This is a genomic window from Neobacillus dielmonensis (assembly GCF_000612665.1).
GTDB lineage: Bacteria > Bacillota > Bacilli > Bacillales > Cytobacillaceae > Neobacillus > Neobacillus dielmonensis.
The window spans coordinates 106,791-125,320 of record NZ_HG942074.1; the positions used below are offsets into that span (position 1 = coordinate 106,791).

General features: G+C 40.1%; 17 protein-coding genes and 1 other annotated feature. Of the genes, 13 read left to right on the forward strand and 4 right to left on the reverse strand.

The window, feature by feature from the left end; all coding sequences use genetic code 11:
* Positions 1–187: 187 nt before the first annotated feature.
* The 4 genes from BN2425_RS15850 (at position 188) to BN2425_RS23350 (ending at position 1,535) form a co-directional block, all read left to right on the forward strand.
* Positions 188–598: a hypothetical protein gene (locus tag BN2425_RS15850; protein ID WP_042461484.1), complete on the forward strand. Its 411-nt coding sequence runs from the start codon at positions 188–190 to the stop codon at positions 596–598.
* The gene (locus BN2425_RS22305) at positions 585–788 is read left to right on the forward strand and encodes a PspA/IM30 family protein (protein ID WP_052352901.1); all 204 of its coding nucleotides are present in this window, start codon (positions 585–587) and stop codon (positions 786–788) included. Before BN2425_RS15850 ends, BN2425_RS22305 begins: the two co-directional genes overlap by 14 nt.
* A complete protein-coding gene (locus tag BN2425_RS15855; RefSeq protein WP_195891954.1) occupies positions 740–1,255 on the forward strand; it encodes a PspA/IM30 family protein in 516 nt (171 codons plus the stop codon). The genes BN2425_RS22305 and BN2425_RS15855 overlap by 49 nt, the downstream gene beginning before the upstream one ends.
* 157 nt (positions 1,256–1,412) lie before the next feature.
* Entirely contained in the window at positions 1,413–1,535 is a 123-nt protein-coding gene (locus BN2425_RS23350) for a hypothetical protein (protein WP_264757811.1), read from the forward strand.
* Positions 1,536–1,607: 72 nt separating this feature from the next.
* Here BN2425_RS23350 and brnQ read toward each other — a convergent pair whose 3' ends face one another.
* A complete protein-coding gene (gene brnQ, locus BN2425_RS15860) occupies positions 1,608–2,954 on the reverse strand; it encodes a branched-chain amino acid transport system II carrier protein (protein WP_042461487.1) in 1,347 nt (448 codons plus the stop codon).
* A gap of 187 nt (positions 2,955–3,141) precedes the next feature.
* On the opposite strand from brnQ, the gene BN2425_RS15865 reads away from it, so the two are divergent.
* Both BN2425_RS15865 and BN2425_RS15870 read left to right on the forward strand, forming a co-directional pair.
* Complete coding sequence (locus tag BN2425_RS15865) at positions 3,142–3,585, forward strand: hypothetical protein (protein ID WP_042461489.1); 444 nt, start codon at positions 3,142–3,144, stop codon at positions 3,583–3,585.
* Positions 3,586–4,017: 432 nt separating this feature from the next.
* Positions 4,018–4,761: an alpha/beta hydrolase gene (locus BN2425_RS15870; RefSeq protein WP_042461492.1), complete on the forward strand. Its 744-nt coding sequence runs from the start codon at positions 4,018–4,020 to the stop codon at positions 4,759–4,761.
* Between the two features lie 72 nt (positions 4,762–4,833).
* Here BN2425_RS15870 and metG read toward each other — a convergent pair whose 3' ends face one another.
* The gene (metG, locus tag BN2425_RS15875) at positions 4,834–6,471 is read right to left on the reverse strand and encodes a methionine--tRNA ligase (RefSeq protein ID WP_042461495.1); all 1,638 of its coding nucleotides are present in this window, start codon (positions 6,469–6,471) and stop codon (positions 4,834–4,836) included.
* A 54-nt stretch (positions 6,472–6,525) separates the two neighbouring features.
* Positions 6,526–6,800 (reverse strand) — a binding site (T-box leader).
* Between the two features lie 255 nt (positions 6,801–7,055).
* Between metG and BN2425_RS15880 the strand changes: the two genes are divergently transcribed.
* The gene (locus tag BN2425_RS15880; RefSeq protein ID WP_052352903.1) at positions 7,056–8,255 is read left to right on the forward strand and encodes a C40 family peptidase; all 1,200 of its coding nucleotides are present in this window, start codon (positions 7,056–7,058) and stop codon (positions 8,253–8,255) included.
* Between the two features lie 243 nt (positions 8,256–8,498).
* On the opposite strand, the gene BN2425_RS15885 is transcribed toward BN2425_RS15880, so the two are convergent.
* A complete protein-coding gene (locus BN2425_RS15885) occupies positions 8,499–9,260 on the reverse strand; it encodes an SDR family oxidoreductase (protein ID WP_042461498.1) in 762 nt (253 codons plus the stop codon).
* Positions 9,261–9,399: 139 nt separating this feature from the next.
* Complete coding sequence (locus BN2425_RS15890; protein ID WP_042461500.1) at positions 9,400–10,335, reverse strand: NADP-dependent oxidoreductase; 936 nt, start codon at positions 10,333–10,335, stop codon at positions 9,400–9,402.
* Positions 10,336–10,815: 480 nt separating this feature from the next.
* Here BN2425_RS15890 and BN2425_RS15895 point away from each other — a divergent pair, with 480 nt between their 5' ends.
* The 6 genes from BN2425_RS15895 (at position 10,816) to BN2425_RS15920 (ending at position 18,368) form a co-directional block, all read left to right on the forward strand.
* The gene (locus BN2425_RS15895; protein WP_042461502.1) at positions 10,816–12,732 is read left to right on the forward strand and encodes a BglG family transcription antiterminator; all 1,917 of its coding nucleotides are present in this window, start codon (positions 10,816–10,818) and stop codon (positions 12,730–12,732) included.
* Positions 12,732–13,067, forward strand: a complete 336-nt coding sequence (locus tag BN2425_RS15900; RefSeq protein WP_042461505.1) for a PTS lactose/cellobiose transporter subunit IIA — start codon at positions 12,732–12,734, stop codon at positions 13,065–13,067. The genes BN2425_RS15895 and BN2425_RS15900 overlap by 1 nt, the downstream gene beginning before the upstream one ends.
* Positions 13,068–13,082: 15 nt before the next feature.
* Positions 13,083–13,391, forward strand: a complete 309-nt coding sequence (locus tag BN2425_RS15905) for a PTS sugar transporter subunit IIB (RefSeq protein ID WP_042461507.1) — start codon at positions 13,083–13,085, stop codon at positions 13,389–13,391.
* A 19-nt stretch (positions 13,392–13,410) separates the two neighbouring features.
* Positions 13,411–14,712 carry a PTS sugar transporter subunit IIC gene (locus BN2425_RS15910; RefSeq protein ID WP_052352904.1) on the forward strand — a complete coding sequence of 434 codons (1,302 nt, stop codon included), beginning with the start codon at positions 13,411–13,413 and terminating at the stop codon, positions 14,710–14,712.
* A 40-nt stretch (positions 14,713–14,752) separates the two neighbouring features.
* On the forward strand, positions 14,753–16,483 hold the full coding sequence (locus tag BN2425_RS15915) for an amylo-alpha-1,6-glucosidase (RefSeq protein ID WP_042461513.1): 1,731 nt from the start codon (positions 14,753–14,755) through the stop codon (positions 16,481–16,483).
* Between the two features lie 259 nt (positions 16,484–16,742).
* Positions 16,743–18,368: a mannitol dehydrogenase family protein gene (locus tag BN2425_RS15920; protein ID WP_235714657.1), complete on the forward strand. Its 1,626-nt coding sequence runs from the start codon at positions 16,743–16,745 to the stop codon at positions 18,366–18,368.
* Positions 18,369–18,530 lie beyond the last annotated feature (162 nt).

Here is an 18,530-nt window from a genome sequence, read left to right on the forward strand (position 1 = left end):
ATCATTCTATTGGTACAAAGATGTTATGGTTATCAATGGTAAAAATTAATAAGAACTAATGTCGAAGGGAACCTTGATAGGTTCCTTTCTTTTTTTTCTATCAGTTTTGAAAAAAGCTATTTTTTCACCAAGTTTTCACCGTTCTCTATTATTATTCATTACATCAGGTAGGAAAGGAGGATATAAGATGAATACTAAAGGTAAAAAAGGTATTTTCTGGGGAGCCATCGTTGCTTCTATGGTACTTGCGTTCAATGTGCTCCACTTTCTACTAGGAGGCAGCAGCGCATATGCCAGAGGTCCACAAGGACATGACTTTGGCGGCAGGGGAATGCATGGGGGCGGATTCGCTTCCCATCAGATGAATGCCCCTCACCCAGATGGCGGATTTCCTTGGCTCTTCCTAATCATAGGACTAGCTGTTCTAGTATTAGTAGTCAGATGGCTGAAAAACAAATCAAAGGCAGCTTCTATGCAACAGTTTATCGACACCTCTCTTGTAGGCACACATATACCAGTAACAAACCAAAATGCTAACCTTTTAGACCAATGGGAAAAAAATCTAAAAAGGAGAATGAATAACAATGGGTATTTTTAAACGAATAAAAACCATCACGTCAGCAGAAATGAATGGACTATTGGATGGGATTGAAGATCCAATTGCTATGCTAAATGAGTATTCCGGAGAAATGGAACAGGAAATTACAAAAGGCCAGCAAGCTTTAGACGGCAAATTTTTGTGGAAAAGAAACAGGCAGCACTCATTGCGGAAACTAGAGAGTTGGTAGCGAAGCGTGCTCGTCAAGCGAAGCTGGCCATCGGCCAAGGGGATGACGCAATGGCTAAGCTGGCTGTCCAAGAAAAGCTAAACCATGAAAAACAGTTACAAGTTTATCAAGAGCAGTTGGAGGCCATTAAAGGACAAACCCAGCTTCTAACTGAAAAATTGGACCAGTTGAAAGATACGTATAACAAAATCCAGCAAAAGAAAATCTTGTTAGCTTCCCGCGCTAACGTGGCGCAGTCGATGAAGCAAATCCAAAAGGCAACAGTTTCCTTTCATACAGATGATATTGCCAGAGGTGTGGCACGTGCCGAAGAGAGGATATTATTGATGGAAGCAGAAGTACAAGCAGGATATCCGTTTGCGGCGCCGTTAGCAAAATTTGACGCGGCCTATAGTAGTTATGTCAGTGAAGAAGAGTTATATCAGGAAATGGAGAAGTTGAAGAAGGAAAAGTCGCCTGCATTATAATTTAATTAAGAAGAGAAGCACCGCTTAGTGATGGTGCCTCTCTTTTTTTACTTTTTAGAATCAAAGAATTCAAATGAAATAAGTTTATTTTTTTCACTGATCTTTCACCAATCTCCTCTAGTATTTATTACACCAAGTAAAGAAAGGAAATTGCGATATGAATGTAGTCGTGAAAAAGGCTGTTTTCTGGGGAGTGCTTATTGCCTCCGGATTATTGGCTCTAAATGCGTTTCAATTTCTTTTAGGAAAGCTGCCGCTTATTTTTGGACTGCTATTTTGATTCTAGTGATAAGCTGTCTTAGGAAAAAATAAAAAGTTAATCATTATATAGAAAAAGCACCACCATTTAAGGTTAGTGCTTCTCTTTTGTTGCCTTTGGCCAAAAATAGCCAACCACCATACCTATTGCAGCAGGGATCATCCAGCCCAGGCCAAGATGGTAGAACGGTAGATAATGTTCGTAGAGTCCTTTCCATGACTCGAACAAGGAAACGGTTGCCCCTGGTAAGCTCCCTGCTAACGTGCTGTACCCGTCAACAAGACTTACGCAGAAGGTTAAGAACATCGACACCGCGTATACACTTTGCTTATGGCCGAATAACGGCGAACAGAGAGTCAATATGATGAGCACAATCGCTAACGGATACAACAACATTAATACCGGAACGGCAAATTGAATGATATTGTTTAAACCGAAGTTCGCAATCATAAAAGATACGAGACAAAGAACGAGTACAAATGATTTGTAGCTTAATTTAGGGAATATTGTTTGGAAAAACTCACTGCATGACGTAATCAGGCCGATACTAGTCTTTAAGCACGCCAGTACGATAATAACCGCAAGCAATATAGAACCAAATGGCCCAAAATAGTGCTGCGCCACTGCGGCAAAAATCAGCCCGCCATTGTCGAATGTACCGATTGCTGTGACACTCGAAGCCCCCATATAGGTAATCAATGCATATATCAGCATCATTAGTGCCATTGCGAAAATACCTGACTTCCAGGTAGCTTTAGCAATCTCTTTTTTATCAGTGATGCCTAGCCCCTTAATGGCGTTGATCACGACAATCCCAAATGCAAGGGAGGCAAGTGCGTCCATCGTGTTGTATCCCTCTCTGAAGCCAGTTATAAACGCCAACTTATTATAGTCCCCCACAGGCTGTTCAAAACTGCCCATCGGCTTGAAGATGGCAACCGCAATTAACAGGAATAAAAACACTAAAAACGCAGGTGTTAAGTATTTGCCGATATAGTCAATAATTTTCGCCGGGTTCAATGAGAAATAATAAACAATGGCAAAAAATAAAAAGCTAAAGACCGCTAGAAAGACACTAGTGTGCTCTGGATTCATAAATGGTTCGAATCCGACCACGAAAGGGACGGTGGCTGTACGTGGAATGGCAAAAAACGGTCCAATTGTTAAGTAAAGTGCCATGGAGAAGACAAGGCCAAATAGGGGATGGACGCGCCCTGCCAAGTCACGCAAGCCATTATTTCCCGACAACCCAAACGCCAAGATTCCTATAAAAGGAAGACCGATGGCTGTAACCAGAAAGCCAATTAGTGCTGGCCAAAAGTCGGTCCCAGCAAGTTGTCCCATTTGAATCGGAAAAATCAAATTTCCGGCGCCAAAAAATAAACCGAACAGCATCGTTCCAATAACTGCGTATGATGAAAATGAAATTTGTTGTTTCATGATTATAGCTCCTGTAAGTTGATTTCAACGTATTCTATCAGGTTTATTCGGTAATCGCTATAGCGTGTATCGTAATGGTCAAAATTAACACCTATATTTTTAAAAAGTTTTCACCAAGATTTCACCATTCACTATTATTATTCAATATATCAAGGAACAAAATGCAAGAGAGAGGAGGTTAGGTAATATGAGTACAACGACACTAATACTGCTTTACTTGGGGGCGGCGCTTGTGGGAAGCAGGCTCCCTTTTATCCGGGTATTTTTAGCCCATGTCCATAACTTGGTCAGCTTAGTGATCAGTGTGTGCTTGGAAGGCGGAAGAAATAAAATCCTACTACTTCGAGATGGTTCGGGCCAAACCAGTGGGAAGCTTGCCTCACCATTCAAAAAGGCCCTTATTTCCTACGCAGGCTATACAAGCGCTTCAATGGCAGCCCTCGGACTGTTTTATATAGTTGCACGAGGCAGCTATCATTTGGTCATTTATCTGTATATGGGGACTTTCTGTTGTGGTATTGTTGGCCGTGCCGGTCTACTTCCATTTACAAACGGCCATGCCTTCCCTATTCCGCCATCAAATGGTCTTGCCGGTGTCGGTCAACTACGAAATCATTCTTGTTCATATTAGTATTTTTCTGGCCTGTGTCCTTTTTGTCCAGTCGATTATTTGCGCCATTCGAGTATGTAAACAGAGCTTTTTGTCAAAAAGTAATCCGGCAAGGAAGGCAGCATTAGTACAGACGAAATTTGTTCCCGCCATTGTGTTGGGGTTGGCTCTAGTTTGTCAGACTATTTATGCCAGTTTCTAGTTTGTGCAAAATATTATCAATCTGCCATTTAGTTTTTAAAGCGTATTTGGCATATGATGATAATTGTTGGTTGACGCCTTGACAGCGTTTTCATAGTTACTTATATTGATAGTAAGTTCATATTACGAGATTGAAAGATGGAGCTCACAGGATATTACAATAGGATGTTATAAAACGTGAGCTCCATTTATTAAATCCTAGGCAAAACCGTATTTCACTAGTAGATTCAACGTAAATGGAGGAATGTGAAAGTGTCTGAACAATATCCAATTTTGCAAGGTGCAGAGCCATTTTATTTTGAAGGGAACCGAGTGGGAATCTTGGTATCCCATGGATTCACGGGGTCAACTCAAAGCATGCGGCCGTTAGGCGAGGCCTATGCTGCTGCCGGTTATACGGTATGTGGTCCGCGGCTGAAAGGCCATGGCACCCATTATGAAGATATGGAACAAACTACCTATCAGGATTGGATTGCCTCAATTGAAGAAGGGTACCAATGGCTGAAGGAGCGGTGTGACACGATTTTTGTTACAGGTCTTTCCATGGGTGGCACGTTGACACTCTATATGGCTGAAAATCACCCGGAGCTTCGGGCTATTATCCTCATTAATGCCGCCATAAGCATACCGGGGATGGAACCGGTTCGTGAACTAGAAGATATGCGATTTTTAGATGCAATTGGTTCAGACATTAAAAAGCCGGGGGTAACAGAACTTGCTTATGAAAAGACACCTGTTCGCTCTGTGAAAGAGATTTTGACTTTTATGGAAGAGGTAAAAGCCAATCTAGCCCAAGTTACCTGCCCCGCCTTAATCTTTGTTTCGGATGAGGACCACGTCGTTCCGCCAGATAATGCGCAAATTATTTATGATGGCATCGAGTCTGAGCTTAAGGAAATTCGCCACCTGCACGACAGCTATCATGTTGCCACGCTAGATCATGACCAACAGGCCATTATAGAAGGTACATTGGAGTTTATCAAAAAAGCTCTCTAGGGACCTATTGGATAAACAAGGATGAGGGCTTAGCTAAGGTGTACCTTAGTTAAGCCTTTAAACTTGGACAACCTATTTAGCAGGTTGTTGATTTAGCCTTTCGATTTCCACTTCTATTTCAGAGATATCGATCCGTTCAAACAGTGGTTTGATGTCCACAATTTCACGTGGAACAGAGCTTGAAAAGTTCCACTTAAGTTCCTCGCTTCCTAACATTTCATTCAATTGTCCGCTTGTGAAGGGTAAAAAAGGCGCCAGCAGCTGGGCTAGATTGGAAATAATTACGGTGCAGTTATAGATGGCATGCCCACAGGCGGCTGGATCGTCGTTGATCAGTTTCCAAGGTTTTTGTTCGTCAAAATACTTATTGGTAAACCGGATTAGTTCAAAAATTTCTTCCAAAGCCCTCTTAAATTGGCTTCCCTCTATTAAATTCCCTGCCGTCACATACAATGTTTCAATTCTCTTGTTAATCGCCGGATCAATCGAACTTTGTGGCACCTGGCCACTAAAATATTTGCTAATAAATTTTAGTGTCCGATTGACTAAATTTCCAAAACCACCAAGCAGTTCGGAGTTATGACTATAGATAAATTCCCGCCAAGAGAAGTCCGTATCGCGGTTCTCTGGGGCATTGATTGTTAAAAAGTAGCGAATCGAATCAGGGTGATATCGATTTAAAATGTCCGGCACCCATACCGCCCAATTCCGGCTTGTCGAAATTTTTTTCTTTTCCAATGTTAAATATTCGTTTGAGACAATCCGGTCCGGCAGCTTTTGCTGGTGAATTCCTAAAAGAATGGCCGGCCAAATGATCGTGTGGAAAGGGATATTATCTTTGCCATGAACATAATAAGAAACGGCGTCCTTGCTCCAAAATTCAGAATCATCCTTCCCCTTGTCCAATGCCCACTTTTTACTCGCGGAATAATAGCCAGAAACTGCCTCAATCCAAACATAGATTTTTTTCTCCTCGTAACCTTCGACAGGAACACGTATGCCGACGGGCAAGTCTCTTGATATAGCCCTATCCTGTAAGCCTTCATGGATATACCGTTCGGATAAATGAATCGCATTTTCCCGCCAAGAAGCGGTTTTTCTGGATTGATCGACTAGTTGTCTCAGTGGTTCTGCAAATTTTTGTAAAGAAAAGTAAAAGTGCTCCGTTTTTCTGACATCAGGAGTGTTGCCGCAGATTTTGCACTTTTTCTCCCGTAAATCCACCGGGTCCAGGATAGCAGAACAATAATCGCACTGGTCGCCCCTAGCCTGCTGCCCACAGTTTGGACAGATTCCTTCTACGTATCGGTCAGGTAAGAACTGATCACAGGTTGTGCAAAAGGTCTGTTCAATCCATTTTTTATAAATATAGCCATTGTTCAGCAACTCGAGAAAAATCCTTTGTACCGTCTGGTGGTGATGGGTGGTGTCGGTGCGTGTGTAACAATCATAGGAAAAGCCCAATCTTTTAAAGTTAGTTGCAAATTCTTCATGGTAACGGTCAGCAATTTCCTTTGGAGTAACACCTTCCTGTTTGGCCCGGATGGCAATAGGGGTCCCGTTACAATCACTTCCGGAAACATATAAAACCTTTTCCCCTTTTTGCCGATAATAACGTGCCAAAATATCTCCCGGAAGTAAACTTGCAATATGTCCAAGATGCAGAGAGCCATTGGCGTACGGCCAAGCTCCTCCGATAAAAATAGTCATTGTAACTTCCCCCTTTTTTGTAAAAACAAAAAACCCCGTCCATATCTAAAAATAGATAAGGACGGGGTTCTTAATCCACGTGGTACCACCTTAATTCACTAACTGCTCACACAATTAGCCTCTGCAAGTACGGAGCACTTTTTAGGGCTCTTATACTGTGGTTTTGATAACGAGTACCAACTCTCGCCGCAGCCTACTACTATCAAAAAGTTAGGTTCAGTACGGGGCTCAGAGGCCATTGTTCAAATGAATCACTTTGCTCCTTTTCAGCTCCCGAAGCTCTCTGTTGAAAGTATCATCATTCTACTTTTCCTCATCATTGCCACTAATTACAGTAAATTGAATTTATTATAAAGCTAAATAGGAGGCTGCAAAAGCCTAAGTTTTGCGACGTTCCATTTTTTTACTTAAAGTTTTTTCTACAAATTGAGGACAGAAACTCGACTTGTTAACAGAATTTTCTACATTACTTTACAATTATATTACAAATCCGACGGTATCATTGTTTTTCGGTCTTTTGAACGATAAACTATTAAATATATTAGGAGATTGAAATACTAATAGGTTACAAGAGGAGACTTTCAATGATAAAAAAATCGTTTTTTAAATACACTGTATCCGCTGCCATCCTTGCCACGATGATTCAGCTATCTGTTACACCTGCTTTCGCTGACAAGGTGACAGAAGAACAAATAAATGCTTCCAAAGCACAGGTTGATGACTTTGAAACCAAGGTGCAGCAATTAGATAACCAAATTAGCTTAGCAATGGAGCAAAGCCAAAAACTAAGCGGCCAAATAGAATCACAGCAAGTAAAAATTCAAGAAACAGAAGCAGAGATTGAACAAGCTAAAAAGGAGTTAGATGTTCACAAGCAAGTTTATGCTGAACGTTTAAAGAGCATCCAATCAGAAGGTAAACAGTCTGTTGCCACCTACGCAGAAATACTGTTTACATCTACAGACCTTTCCGAGTTTTTAACTCGTTTTACGGCTATTTCGAAAATTATTCAAAACGATACAGACTTACTGCAGGGTCTAAAAGATAAACAAGAAGCATTAGACAGTGCAGAGGAAAAATTACATACAGAATTGCATCAATTGGAGCAGAGCAAATCTGAATTAGCTGTTGAGCAGCAAAAAATTGAAGCCAACAAACAAGAACTGAACCAGGCGTTGCAAGAGGCACAGGCTAAACTCGATAGCCAAGAAAGCCAGTTGGCTGCGCAGCAAGAAGCAGAGCGCCAAGCACAATTAGCTCAGCAACGTGCCCAAGAAGAAGCAGAGAACCAGGCTAGATTAGCAGCTCAAAGCCAATCAGCAGCACCTGCACAATCAACAACATCTGCACAGCCAGCTGCAAAGGCTAGTGCTGGGAAAACAGTTTCTGCACCAGCACCAACCGTTACTGCTGTCAGCCCTGCAAGTCCTGAAGCTGCAAGTAAAGTTATTGCTTACGCAAAACAATTCTTAGGTGTTCCATATGTTTGGGGTGGTTCAACACCAAGTGGATTTGATTGTTCTGGATTTACTTCCTATGTATTTAGAAATTCAGTGGGCATTAGTCTTCCAAGGGTATCACGCGACCAGCAAAACTTTGGAACACGAATTCCTTTAAGCCAAGTACAACCGGGAGATTTAGTATTCAGGGGATCACCTGCATATCATGTTGGAATTTATATCGGAGGCGGTCAATATATCCACGCACCTCAAACAGGTGATGTTGTAAAAATTGCTTCGTTTAACCCATCTAAATTCACTAGCGCTTCAAGAGTATTACATTAAGATAGACGTTCCTCGAGGTAACATAGTTTCGTTTTATAGAAAAAAAGACCAAATCGCAACGATTTGGTCTTTTTGATTTAACTTGAAAAAACTAATGGAGCCCGAAAGGAGATATGAAGCGGAAAAGGTATTGAAAAAACACGTAGGATGTGTTTATTTTAAGAGGGATGTTTGGAAATAAAAACGCCCGGGGAACAACGTCCCTGAGCGTGATTTTCAAACTAGTTCATAGGTGTTTGCTAATTAAAATGCTGCTGTCCAGCCGCCATCGGCAACCAAAACTGTTCCATTTACAAAGCTGGACTCATCTAAAGCGAGGAATAGGGCAACAGCGGCGATTTCATCTGCTTCACCCATTCTTGGCATAACAGCATGTACCGCTTGTGTACGGCCCATTCCAAATTCATTAATATTTTTCATTGAGGCAGCAATGTTTGTTTTTACGCCGCCCGGTGCGATGGCATTACAGCGAATACCTTTATTGGCATACATGTAGCCTGTATTTTTAGTAAGGCCGACCACAGCGTGTTTCGATGCGCCGTAAGCAGCACCAGCATGAGCTCCATTTAAGCCTCCGGTGGAAGCGACATTAATGATGACGCCTTTTCCTTTTTCCAAAAAAATGGGGATGGCTTTTCGCATAGCACGCATGACACTTTTTGTATTAATATCAAAAATTAAGTCCCATCTATCGTCGTTAATGTCACCGACTGGTTCAAAACCATCCATGATGCCCGCGTTATTAACCAAAATATCTAAAGTGCCAAATTCCTTCACTGCTGTATCGATCATATTTTCGATGTCTTCCAATTTTGCGACATTCGATTGAACTGCAATGGCTGTTCCGCCGTTCTTCGTGATGGTTTCCACAACTGCTTTTGTCCCATCCATGTTGAGGTCAGCTGCTATGACTTTTGCCCCTTCTTTGGCATACAACTCAGCAATGGCTTTTCCCATACCGGATGCAGCCCCTGTTACGACGGCTACTTTATTAGAAAGCTTCATAAAAATCCCTCCCATTTTTTGAAAGCCCTTCCAATTTGATTGTATGCCAGATTTGTCGTTTTTTCAATAAATTCACATTAAACGTTGTTGCAAATTGGTGACAATTAAAGAGGAGAATCGTGCATTTTCGAATATATCTTTATTTTATTTTAATGACAATCTTCCCCTTTGCATGGTTTGTTTCGCTGAGCGCATGAGCTTCCCGGAGTCCTTGTTCACTAAACTCAAATACACTCCCAATGATGGGCTTTAATTTACCTTCCGCCATGAAATCGGCCAATTCGGAAAGTTGTTTCCCGTTCGGGACAAGCCAATGGAATTTCACATTAATTTCCAACTCTTCTCCCTTTTTTTCATCGGGGGGCTGGGCAACCGACACTAGGGTACCGCCTTTTTTTAACACTTGGAAGCTTTTATTTTGAATTTCGCCGCCCATTGTATCAACCACTAAATCATAATCTTCCAGTTCCTTATCAAATTCCTGTTGGTCATATTTAATGACCAGATCGGCACCTAATGATTTTAGAAATTCCTCATTTTTGCTGCTAGCGGTAGTGGCAACAAAGTAACCAAGGCTTTTGGCGATTTGGATACCTAAACTGCCGACTCCGCCGGAACCAGCGTGAATTAATACTTTATCACCTGCTTTTAATTGTGCAAAATTAACCAAACATTGATAAGCTGTCAATCCTGCAAGGGGGACCGCAGCTGCCTCTTCAAAACTGATATTGTCAGGAATCTTTGCCAGCAGGTGTTCCTGTGTCACGATGTATTCTGCATAGGTTCCCTGTGCTGTAGTTTCAGGCCTTACGAATACCCGATCACCCTCACGGAAATTGGTAACATTCGGGCCAACTTCTGAAATCACACCTGCCGCATCCCAGCCTAAAATGATGGGAAACTGAAACGGCAGCATTTCTTTAAGATGTCCTTCACGCAGCTTCCAATCAATCGGATTAATGGCTGCCGCATGCATTTCAATTAAGACTTCTCCTTCTTGGGGAATGGGTTTCGGTACATCCCTCTCTTTAAGTTCTTCCTTGCCTCCATATTGGTCGATCACAATTGCCTTCATTGTCTACATCACCTCAACTTTATATTCCAAGTTATTTTGTATCTATTACATCTTTTTATACGATTAAGATTTTCAAGCTTATAGGTAACTGCGGCACTTATTATATTATTGATTATCCAATTTATAAAGCCTCTGGTCTGGGCACCTGAAATCCATCCTGATGGTGTTTCTATTAATTAATTTATAAGCTACCCTGAAAATAAGCGAGTTTAAAATAATGACCAAACATTATAGACAAGGTCGCTTATTTTCATACCCCATGGTGCAAAAGTTTTGCATGGGTGTCTCTGTTAAACGATACGGTTAGTTTTTTTAACTCTGTTGATTGGAGCGGAAATCAACAGCCAAATTTAACAGAGCCAATATATAAAAGGTAGGGAAACGTTTTCCACTTCTATAAGGGAAAAAATCTCCATGGAGTTTTAAAAAACAGAATGATACTATCAAACTACAAAATACGACAAGAAAGGAGATGAAGAAATGCTGGAAAAACGGTACATTGATTTATTTCAACAGCTGAAAGAAGATGAATATCAAACGGCCTTATGCTTAGCTCAGAAAATCAATGTAAGCGATAAAACGGCAAGAACGCTTCTTAAAGATTTAAGTCGTATTTTTAAAGAACATGGTGCGTTTATCGAAATTAAACACGGACAGGGTTACCGACTTCAAATTACGAACCCCAAACAGTTTACTGTCTATATTAATGAAGAAATAAATCAAGGTATAGATGAATTGCCAAATAGCGTAGAAGAGCGGGTTCTCTATATTAAGGAGTATCTGCTGAAGAACTCTGAGTATATAAAGCTGGATGATTTAAGTGAAGAGCTTTACATCTCACGGAAAACGATTACTAACGATCTGAAAAAAATAGAAGATGATATCAAAAAATATAATTTGCAGTTGATTCGCAAACCAAATTACGGAGTCAAAATCCAAGGCGATGAATTCGACTTAAGATTATGTCTTGCAAGCTGCATGGGGATGAAATATGGGACAAAAGGTTTGACAGTCGACTCTCAGGAGAAGATGGATGAAATTGCGATTAGTATAAATTCCATCTTACAGCAGAATGAATTTCAAATTTCAAATGTAGCTCTGCAAAATCTTTTGATTCACATTTTTATAGCAATTGAAAGAATTAGGGAAAACCATCAAATTGTCATTGATGATGACCAGTTAAGTCCTTTTTCTTTAGAAAACGAAATCCTCCTGGCAAGTGAATTGGCGAAAGCAATTGAGCAAAAAATCTCGATTACATTTCCAAAGTCGGAAATTAAGTACCTGGCGATTCATCTTGCTGGTAAAAGGATCTATCGAAGCAGCAAACAGGGGAAGAATTTTGTCATTAGTCAAAATATTGATAACTTAGTGACCGAGATGTTAGAGAAAATCTATGAATCTTTTAAAATCGATTTTCGAGATAACTTAGATTTGCGCATGTCATTAAGTCAGCACATGGTTCCTTTAGAAGTTCGGCTAAGATTTGATATGACGATGAAAAATCCGTTGCTGATGGAAATTAAGGAACGGTTCCTTTTGGCTTATTCCATTGCGACTTTTGCCTGCGGTATTTTGGGCAAACATTATGGAAAAATTTTAGATGAAAATGAAATTGGCTATTTTGCGATGTCTTTTGAGTTGGCTTTGGAGCGTGATAAGTACAACATCCGGAAGAAAAACATTTTGGTTGTGTGTTCTTCGGGAGTAGGGAGCGCCCAGTTTCTGAAATACAAATACCTCGAAAAATTCGGGAATTACATTAATCAAATAGAAACATGTGATGTGCATCGGGTGTCTAAAAAGAATTTGGACTCAATTGATTATATTATTACCACTGTTCCAATTTCTGAAAAAGTGAAGGTACCGATATTGGAAGTCCAATACTTTTTAGAAAATAAGGATGTTAAGAATGTCATTCAAGTCCTGACGAAGGACTCTGGAGGCAGTATTTCACAATATTATAGTGAAGATTTATTTTTTACAGGACTGAATCTTTCAACAAAAGAAGATGTACTTGAATATTTGTGCCAAAGAATTCAGGAAGTTGAGGACGTACCTGAGGATTTTCAAGCAGCCGTTTTAGAAAGAGAAAAAATTGCTCCAACCTCGTTTGGCAATTTGGTTGCGATTCCCCATCCAAGCCGGACTCTAAGTAAGCGGACATTTGCAAGTGTCGCAATATTAAAGCAACCAATAAATTGGGATAACCAAGAAGTACAAGTCGTATTTCTGATATCTATAGAAAATCATCCAAGTAAGGAAATCCAAAAATTTTATAAAACCACTTCAAAGCTGCTGATCAACAAAAATTTAATAAGTGAATTATTGAGAAAAAGCAATTTTGAAACGCTGATCAGTTTATTAAATTTAGTAGAAAGCGAGATGGAGGACTAGTGGTTGATACGGAATATGCAGCGGCCTTTGAACTAATTGCCATTGCCGGGGATTCCAAATCGGAATCAATGCAAGCCATTGAGTGTGCTAGGGAATTTCAATTCGAAGAGGCAAAGGAACATTTAAAGAAAGCCAATGAAAAACTAAAAGGGGCACATGGTTCCCATTTCTCTCTAATCCAAAAAGAAGCGAGCGGGGAGAAAGTAGAGGTAAATCTTATTCTAGTTCATGCAGAAGATCATTTATCTGGAGCTATCTTAATGAAAGACCAGGCTGAAGAATTTATTGAATTATATCAAATTATTAAAGAATTGAAAGATCAAATCAAACGTTAAAGGGAGCGGATCATAATGAAAATCATGTTGGCATGTAACGCAGGTATGTCTACAAGTCTAGTAGTGGCAAAAATGGAAGAGGCAGCTAAGGCACAAGGAAAAGACTACAAAATCTGGGCTGTGGACTCAGGATCAGTTGAAAGCGAATTGGGTAACTTTGATGTGTTGTTGCTAGGACCGCAAATTAGCTATCAATTAAGAAAAATAACCAAACTAGTAGATGGAAAAGCGCCAGTGGCAACGATTAATCCAGTTGACTATGGTAAGTGCGATGGTGCAGCTGTTTTGAAATCTGCAGAAGAACTATTTCAAAAGTTTAACTAATCCTAGGGAGGGGTACCGCATGGGTTTAAACATGGATAAAGCAAAAGACGTTTTATTTGACGGTATTGAAAAGTTTACCTCAAATCGCCATATCAATGCGATTAAGAACGGTATGATAGCCTATGTACCGTTCACAATCATTGCGTCAGTAGCATTGTTAATCGCTAACTTTCCTTCGAAAGCCTACATAAACTTTGTGACAAAAATGTTAGGGCTTTCAGACCCGTCTATTTGGCAGGATAAGCTTAATTACTTTATGAACGGAACAATGGACCTGGCATCAATCATCTGTTTATTGTTCATTTCCTATAATTTAGCTAAAGAGTACAAAGAAACGGATCCGATGTATTCCAGCATTATTAGTTTGTGTGTGTATTTCCTATTAACGCCTTTAAAAGTGGTAAAAGGAACAGTCATGCTTGAGTTTGGAAAATTGGGGGCTACGAGTTTAATTGTTGCCATTGTTATTGCCCTGATCGTTCCTGAAATCTATCGCTTGTTAATGAAAAAGAAATTGCAAATCAAATTGCCAAGCTCCGTACCGCCTGCTGTTGCTGGGTCGTTTGCTTCGTTAATCCCAATGGCAATTATCTTCTTTGGATTCTGGGCAGTTAAGTTAATTCTACTTGCAACACCATTTGACAACATCCATGTCGTTATTAATACAGTGATAGGCAAGCCGCTTTCCGGTTTAGGGACTAGCGTTGTCGGATATACCATTTGTGTATTTTTAACCAATTTATTATGGGTTTTTGGTATTCATGGTTCCTCTATTATTATGTTTGGCGCCATTGCCCCAGTCTTGCTCATGGCGAGTGATGCTAACAGACAAGCTGTGCAAGCAGGTGTGGATCTGCCCAATATCCTGACTTATGAATTCTTCTCTTATACTGGTGGTGTTGGTTTATACATATGTATCGCTGCTTTAATTGTATCAAAGAGTAAGCAAATGAAGGAAATATCAAAAGTGGGTATTGTGCCTGCAATCTTCGGAATTCATGAGCCATTAGTGTTCGGTTATCCAATTATGTTTAACCCATTCTTAGGCTTTGTTTATATTGTAGCACCGTTTATTGGTGTGATCTTAACGTATATTGTCACTTCACTTGGCTGGGTAGCCAAGCTTACCGGTACGGGTGTGCCTTGGACAACACCTCCTGGAATATACGGATTCTTAGCAACCGGAGGACACATTTCTGGTTTGGTTTGGCAGCTAATACTAGGTGTCATTTATATCCTATTCTCCATCCCATTTGTTAAAATGTATGACCGCCAAAAATGCAAAGAAGAAGGCGACATGGAGAATTCCTCCGCTGCTTAATTCTGTGGAAATTTAATGAAAGCTGAAGAAGGAGTTTGTTATGAATATTATTGATGTACCGTTTAGCGTTTATGGTTCCTATATGGCAATCGCTTATTATAATGGAGACGAAAGCTATTTAAAAGTGTTTAAGAATGTACAGGGAGAAGGTCTTTATTTAAAGTCCGTTCGTGGAAAATCAAGGGGAAATAGTGCGGTTTGCAAGTTTGTTCCTTTGGTTGAACAAAAGCCTGTTGATTATACGTATGAAGCAGATTATGGGAAAATAGAATTAACAACTGCTTCCGGTAAAATTGGTATTACCTTTGATGGCGATTCACGGATCGTCATCAAAGGCACCGGTGAAAAGCTTGGTCTGCGTTTAGACTGTATGCCGATTAATGAATATGATTATAATTTTACACTAGAAAATGAGATTGAAAGCTTTCATATTATTAATAGCTACAAGACATTGACCAAATATATTGTAAAAAATGTAACGGGTACAACGAAACTTGTTCAGGAAAACAGCGAAACCATGTTAGGAAGTTTGGCTTCCTATATTGATGTGAATGCAGACGAATCAAGTGAATTCTTAATTGTCATTGAGGAAATTCCAACCCACATGATGAAGCCAACTAAAAAAAATTATTCATTTGAGGAAAGTGCAGCGAAGACGCTTAATGATTTTGAAGAGTTTTATGCAAAGTTTCCGAAAGTTAGACCGGAATATGATGAGACGAATCGTTTAGCTGTGTATGTGACATGGTCTTGTACCGTTAGAAAAGAAGGATTACTTGGCAGGGATTCTGTCTATATGTCCAATAATCATTTTCCTGGAATTTGGAGTTGGGATCACTGTTATAATGCCATTGGTCTTGCTGGGGTCCACGACCAGCTTGCCTATGATCAAATGATGATTCTGTTTGACCATCAGGATGAAAAAGGCCAGCTGCCGGGTTCTGTCAGTGATTCTACCCTCCGCTGGAATTTTGCTAAGCCTCCAATCCATGGACTTTTTGTGGAGAAAATGATGGAAAAAATGGAGTTCACACCAGAACAACTTATCGAAGTTTATGAGGGAATTGAAAAACAGATCAACTTCTGGCTCAATTATAAGGATTGCGATGAAGATGGGATTTGTGAATACCATCATGGCAATGATTCAGGGTATGATAATAGCACTGTTTTTGCGAACGGCTTTATTGTTGAATCACCCGATTTATCCGCTTTCTTAATCAAAGCGATGGACTTGCTAGCTAATGTTGCCGGAAAGCTTGGCCGAGTTCATGAGCAAGTTCAATGGAATCGCCGAGCAGCAGAGTTGACGGAACGCGCACTGGCAGCTTTTGTTGAGAACAACCAAGTAATTGCTAGAGAAACCCTAGGAAAGAAAGCCATTTATTCCGAGTCAATCCTGCCTTATACTCTATTAATCTTAGGCTCTCGATTACCGGAAGAATTACGAAGCTCTATGATAGCCACACTCAAAAGTCCTAAATTTACAACCGAGTATGGACTTGCTACAGAAGCCGTCGACAGTCCATTCTACGAGCCTAACGGTTATTGGAGAGGCCCAATTTGGGCACCAACTATGGTGCTTTTGATTGAAGCACTGGAGGACTGTGGAGAAACTGACTTTGCGTTAGAACTCACCGAGAAATTCTGTAAGCTTATAAAGAAAAGCGGTTGTGCGGAAAACTTTGATGCCATCACCGGCGATGGATTATGTGATAAAGCCCATACATGGACGTCAAGCAGTTTTATCTATCTTTGTGAAAAATTGGCTTAACCGAAAAAATCACCTTACCATAGGTGATTTTTTTGTGTTATGAGAACGTACTATTGAATTTACATAACTTCATCCATGACTTGCTATTAAGTCAAAGAGCCTATCGTCATATTTAAAAGAGTGAAACCCTTTTCTCTTTATCAAGTAACTTGTAAAATAAAACCAGAGGTAGGGATTCAATACTAATGTAAATTGACAACCAGTGCTGACACCATTAACTTAGATGTTAAACTTAAATATAAACAAAGGGGTAATAGGATTGCTTTATTTAGGAAAAGAACAACTCAAAAATGAGAAAGAACGTTTTTCTGCACTTGGCATCAAGACACCTGCCTATGATTTTGAGGAGGTTTGGAAGAACACCAAAGAATCCCCTATTTGGGTTCATTTTGGTGCCGGAAATTTATTCAGGGCCTTCCATTCAGTCCTGCAGCAGCATTTAATCGAAAAAGGTGAAACGGACAAAGGAATTATTATTGTTTCCACCAATAGCAATGAGGTAGCAGAAAAAATCTACCGTCCCCACGATAACTTAAGTCTTAATGTCGTTATGAAACTAGATGGGACACTGGATATGGAAGTGATCGCTAGCATCGCAGAAAGCATCACGACAAAAAATAATCCTGAATCGTGGCAGCGCTTAAAAGTAATCTTTCAGCAGCCATCACTTCAATTTGTTACGTTTTCCATCACAGAAAAAGGGTATGACTTAACAAACTTAAATGGTGAAATCCGTGAAGAAGTAAAAAGAGAAATCGCACAGGGGCTGGATAATCCCAACCATACAATGGTTATCATAGCATCTCTTTTATATGCAAGGTATCAAAAAGGAAAACTTCCATTAGCGTTGGTGAGTACAGATAATTTCTCCCACAATGGAGATAAGCTCAAAGAGGCAGTAGTAAAAGTCGCAGCCATTTGGCAGGAACTTGGCTTTGTGGAAGAAGGGTTCATGGAATATTTGGATGATGAAACCCGAATTACTTTCCCTTGGAGCATGATTGATAAAATTACCCCCCAGCCATCAAAAGATGTGGCGGACAGATTAATCCAACTTGGTTATGGAAGTGCCCAGTTGATTCATACAAATCCAAATCGTCCGGCAATCGCTGCCTTTGTCAATACGGAGGAATCGGAGTATTTAGTGATTGAAGACCGTTTTCCAAATGGCCGTCCTGCATTGGAAAAGGTTGGAGTGTATTTTACGGAAAAAAACATTGTTGACCAAGTCGAGAGAATGAAGGTATGCACCTGCTTAAATCCGCTCCATACAGCATTGGCCATTTTTGGCTGTTTACTTGGTTATTCGTCGATTGCCGATGAAATGAAGGATGAAGATTTAAAAGCCTTGGTTGAAAAAATTGGATATGTGGAAGGGATGAAGACAGTCACCGACCCTGGCATCATTGAACCAATGAACTTTATTAAAGAAGTCCTTGAAGTGCGTTTCCCAAATCCAAACAATCCGGATACACCGCAAAGGATTGCAACAGATACTTCGCAAAAGATGGCCATTCGGTTTGGGGAAACCATTAAGTTGTATGTCGAGAGGGACGACTTAGATGTCGCTGATTTAACATTTATCCCTCTGACGTTGGCAGGGTGGTGCCGTTATCTGATGGGGGTTGATGATGAGGGGAACGAAATGAAGCTTAGTCCCGACCCACTTTTGGACGAAGTGAAACAATATATTAAAAACATAGAATTCAGCAATCCTGATTCTGTGGGTCAACAATTACAACCTATTCTGTCAAACGAAAGAATATTTGGCATGAGTTTATATGAAATTGGGGTGGGAGGTAAAGTAGAAGACTATTTTAAACGTCTTATAAAGGGTCCGGGGGCAGTACGACGGACACTACATGAACTTATTATTTCATGTTGAAAAAGTATTTCCTGCAGCTATTCAATATGCTGAAAGCTTGAAAACATAACTAGTTTCAAGCTTTTTTCTTTTTCTAATTGCCGTTCTTTTCCCATTTACCTAATGGTAAAATTAGGTAAATATGAGGAGCCGATGAAAGCTATTGTTTATCAAAGATATGGT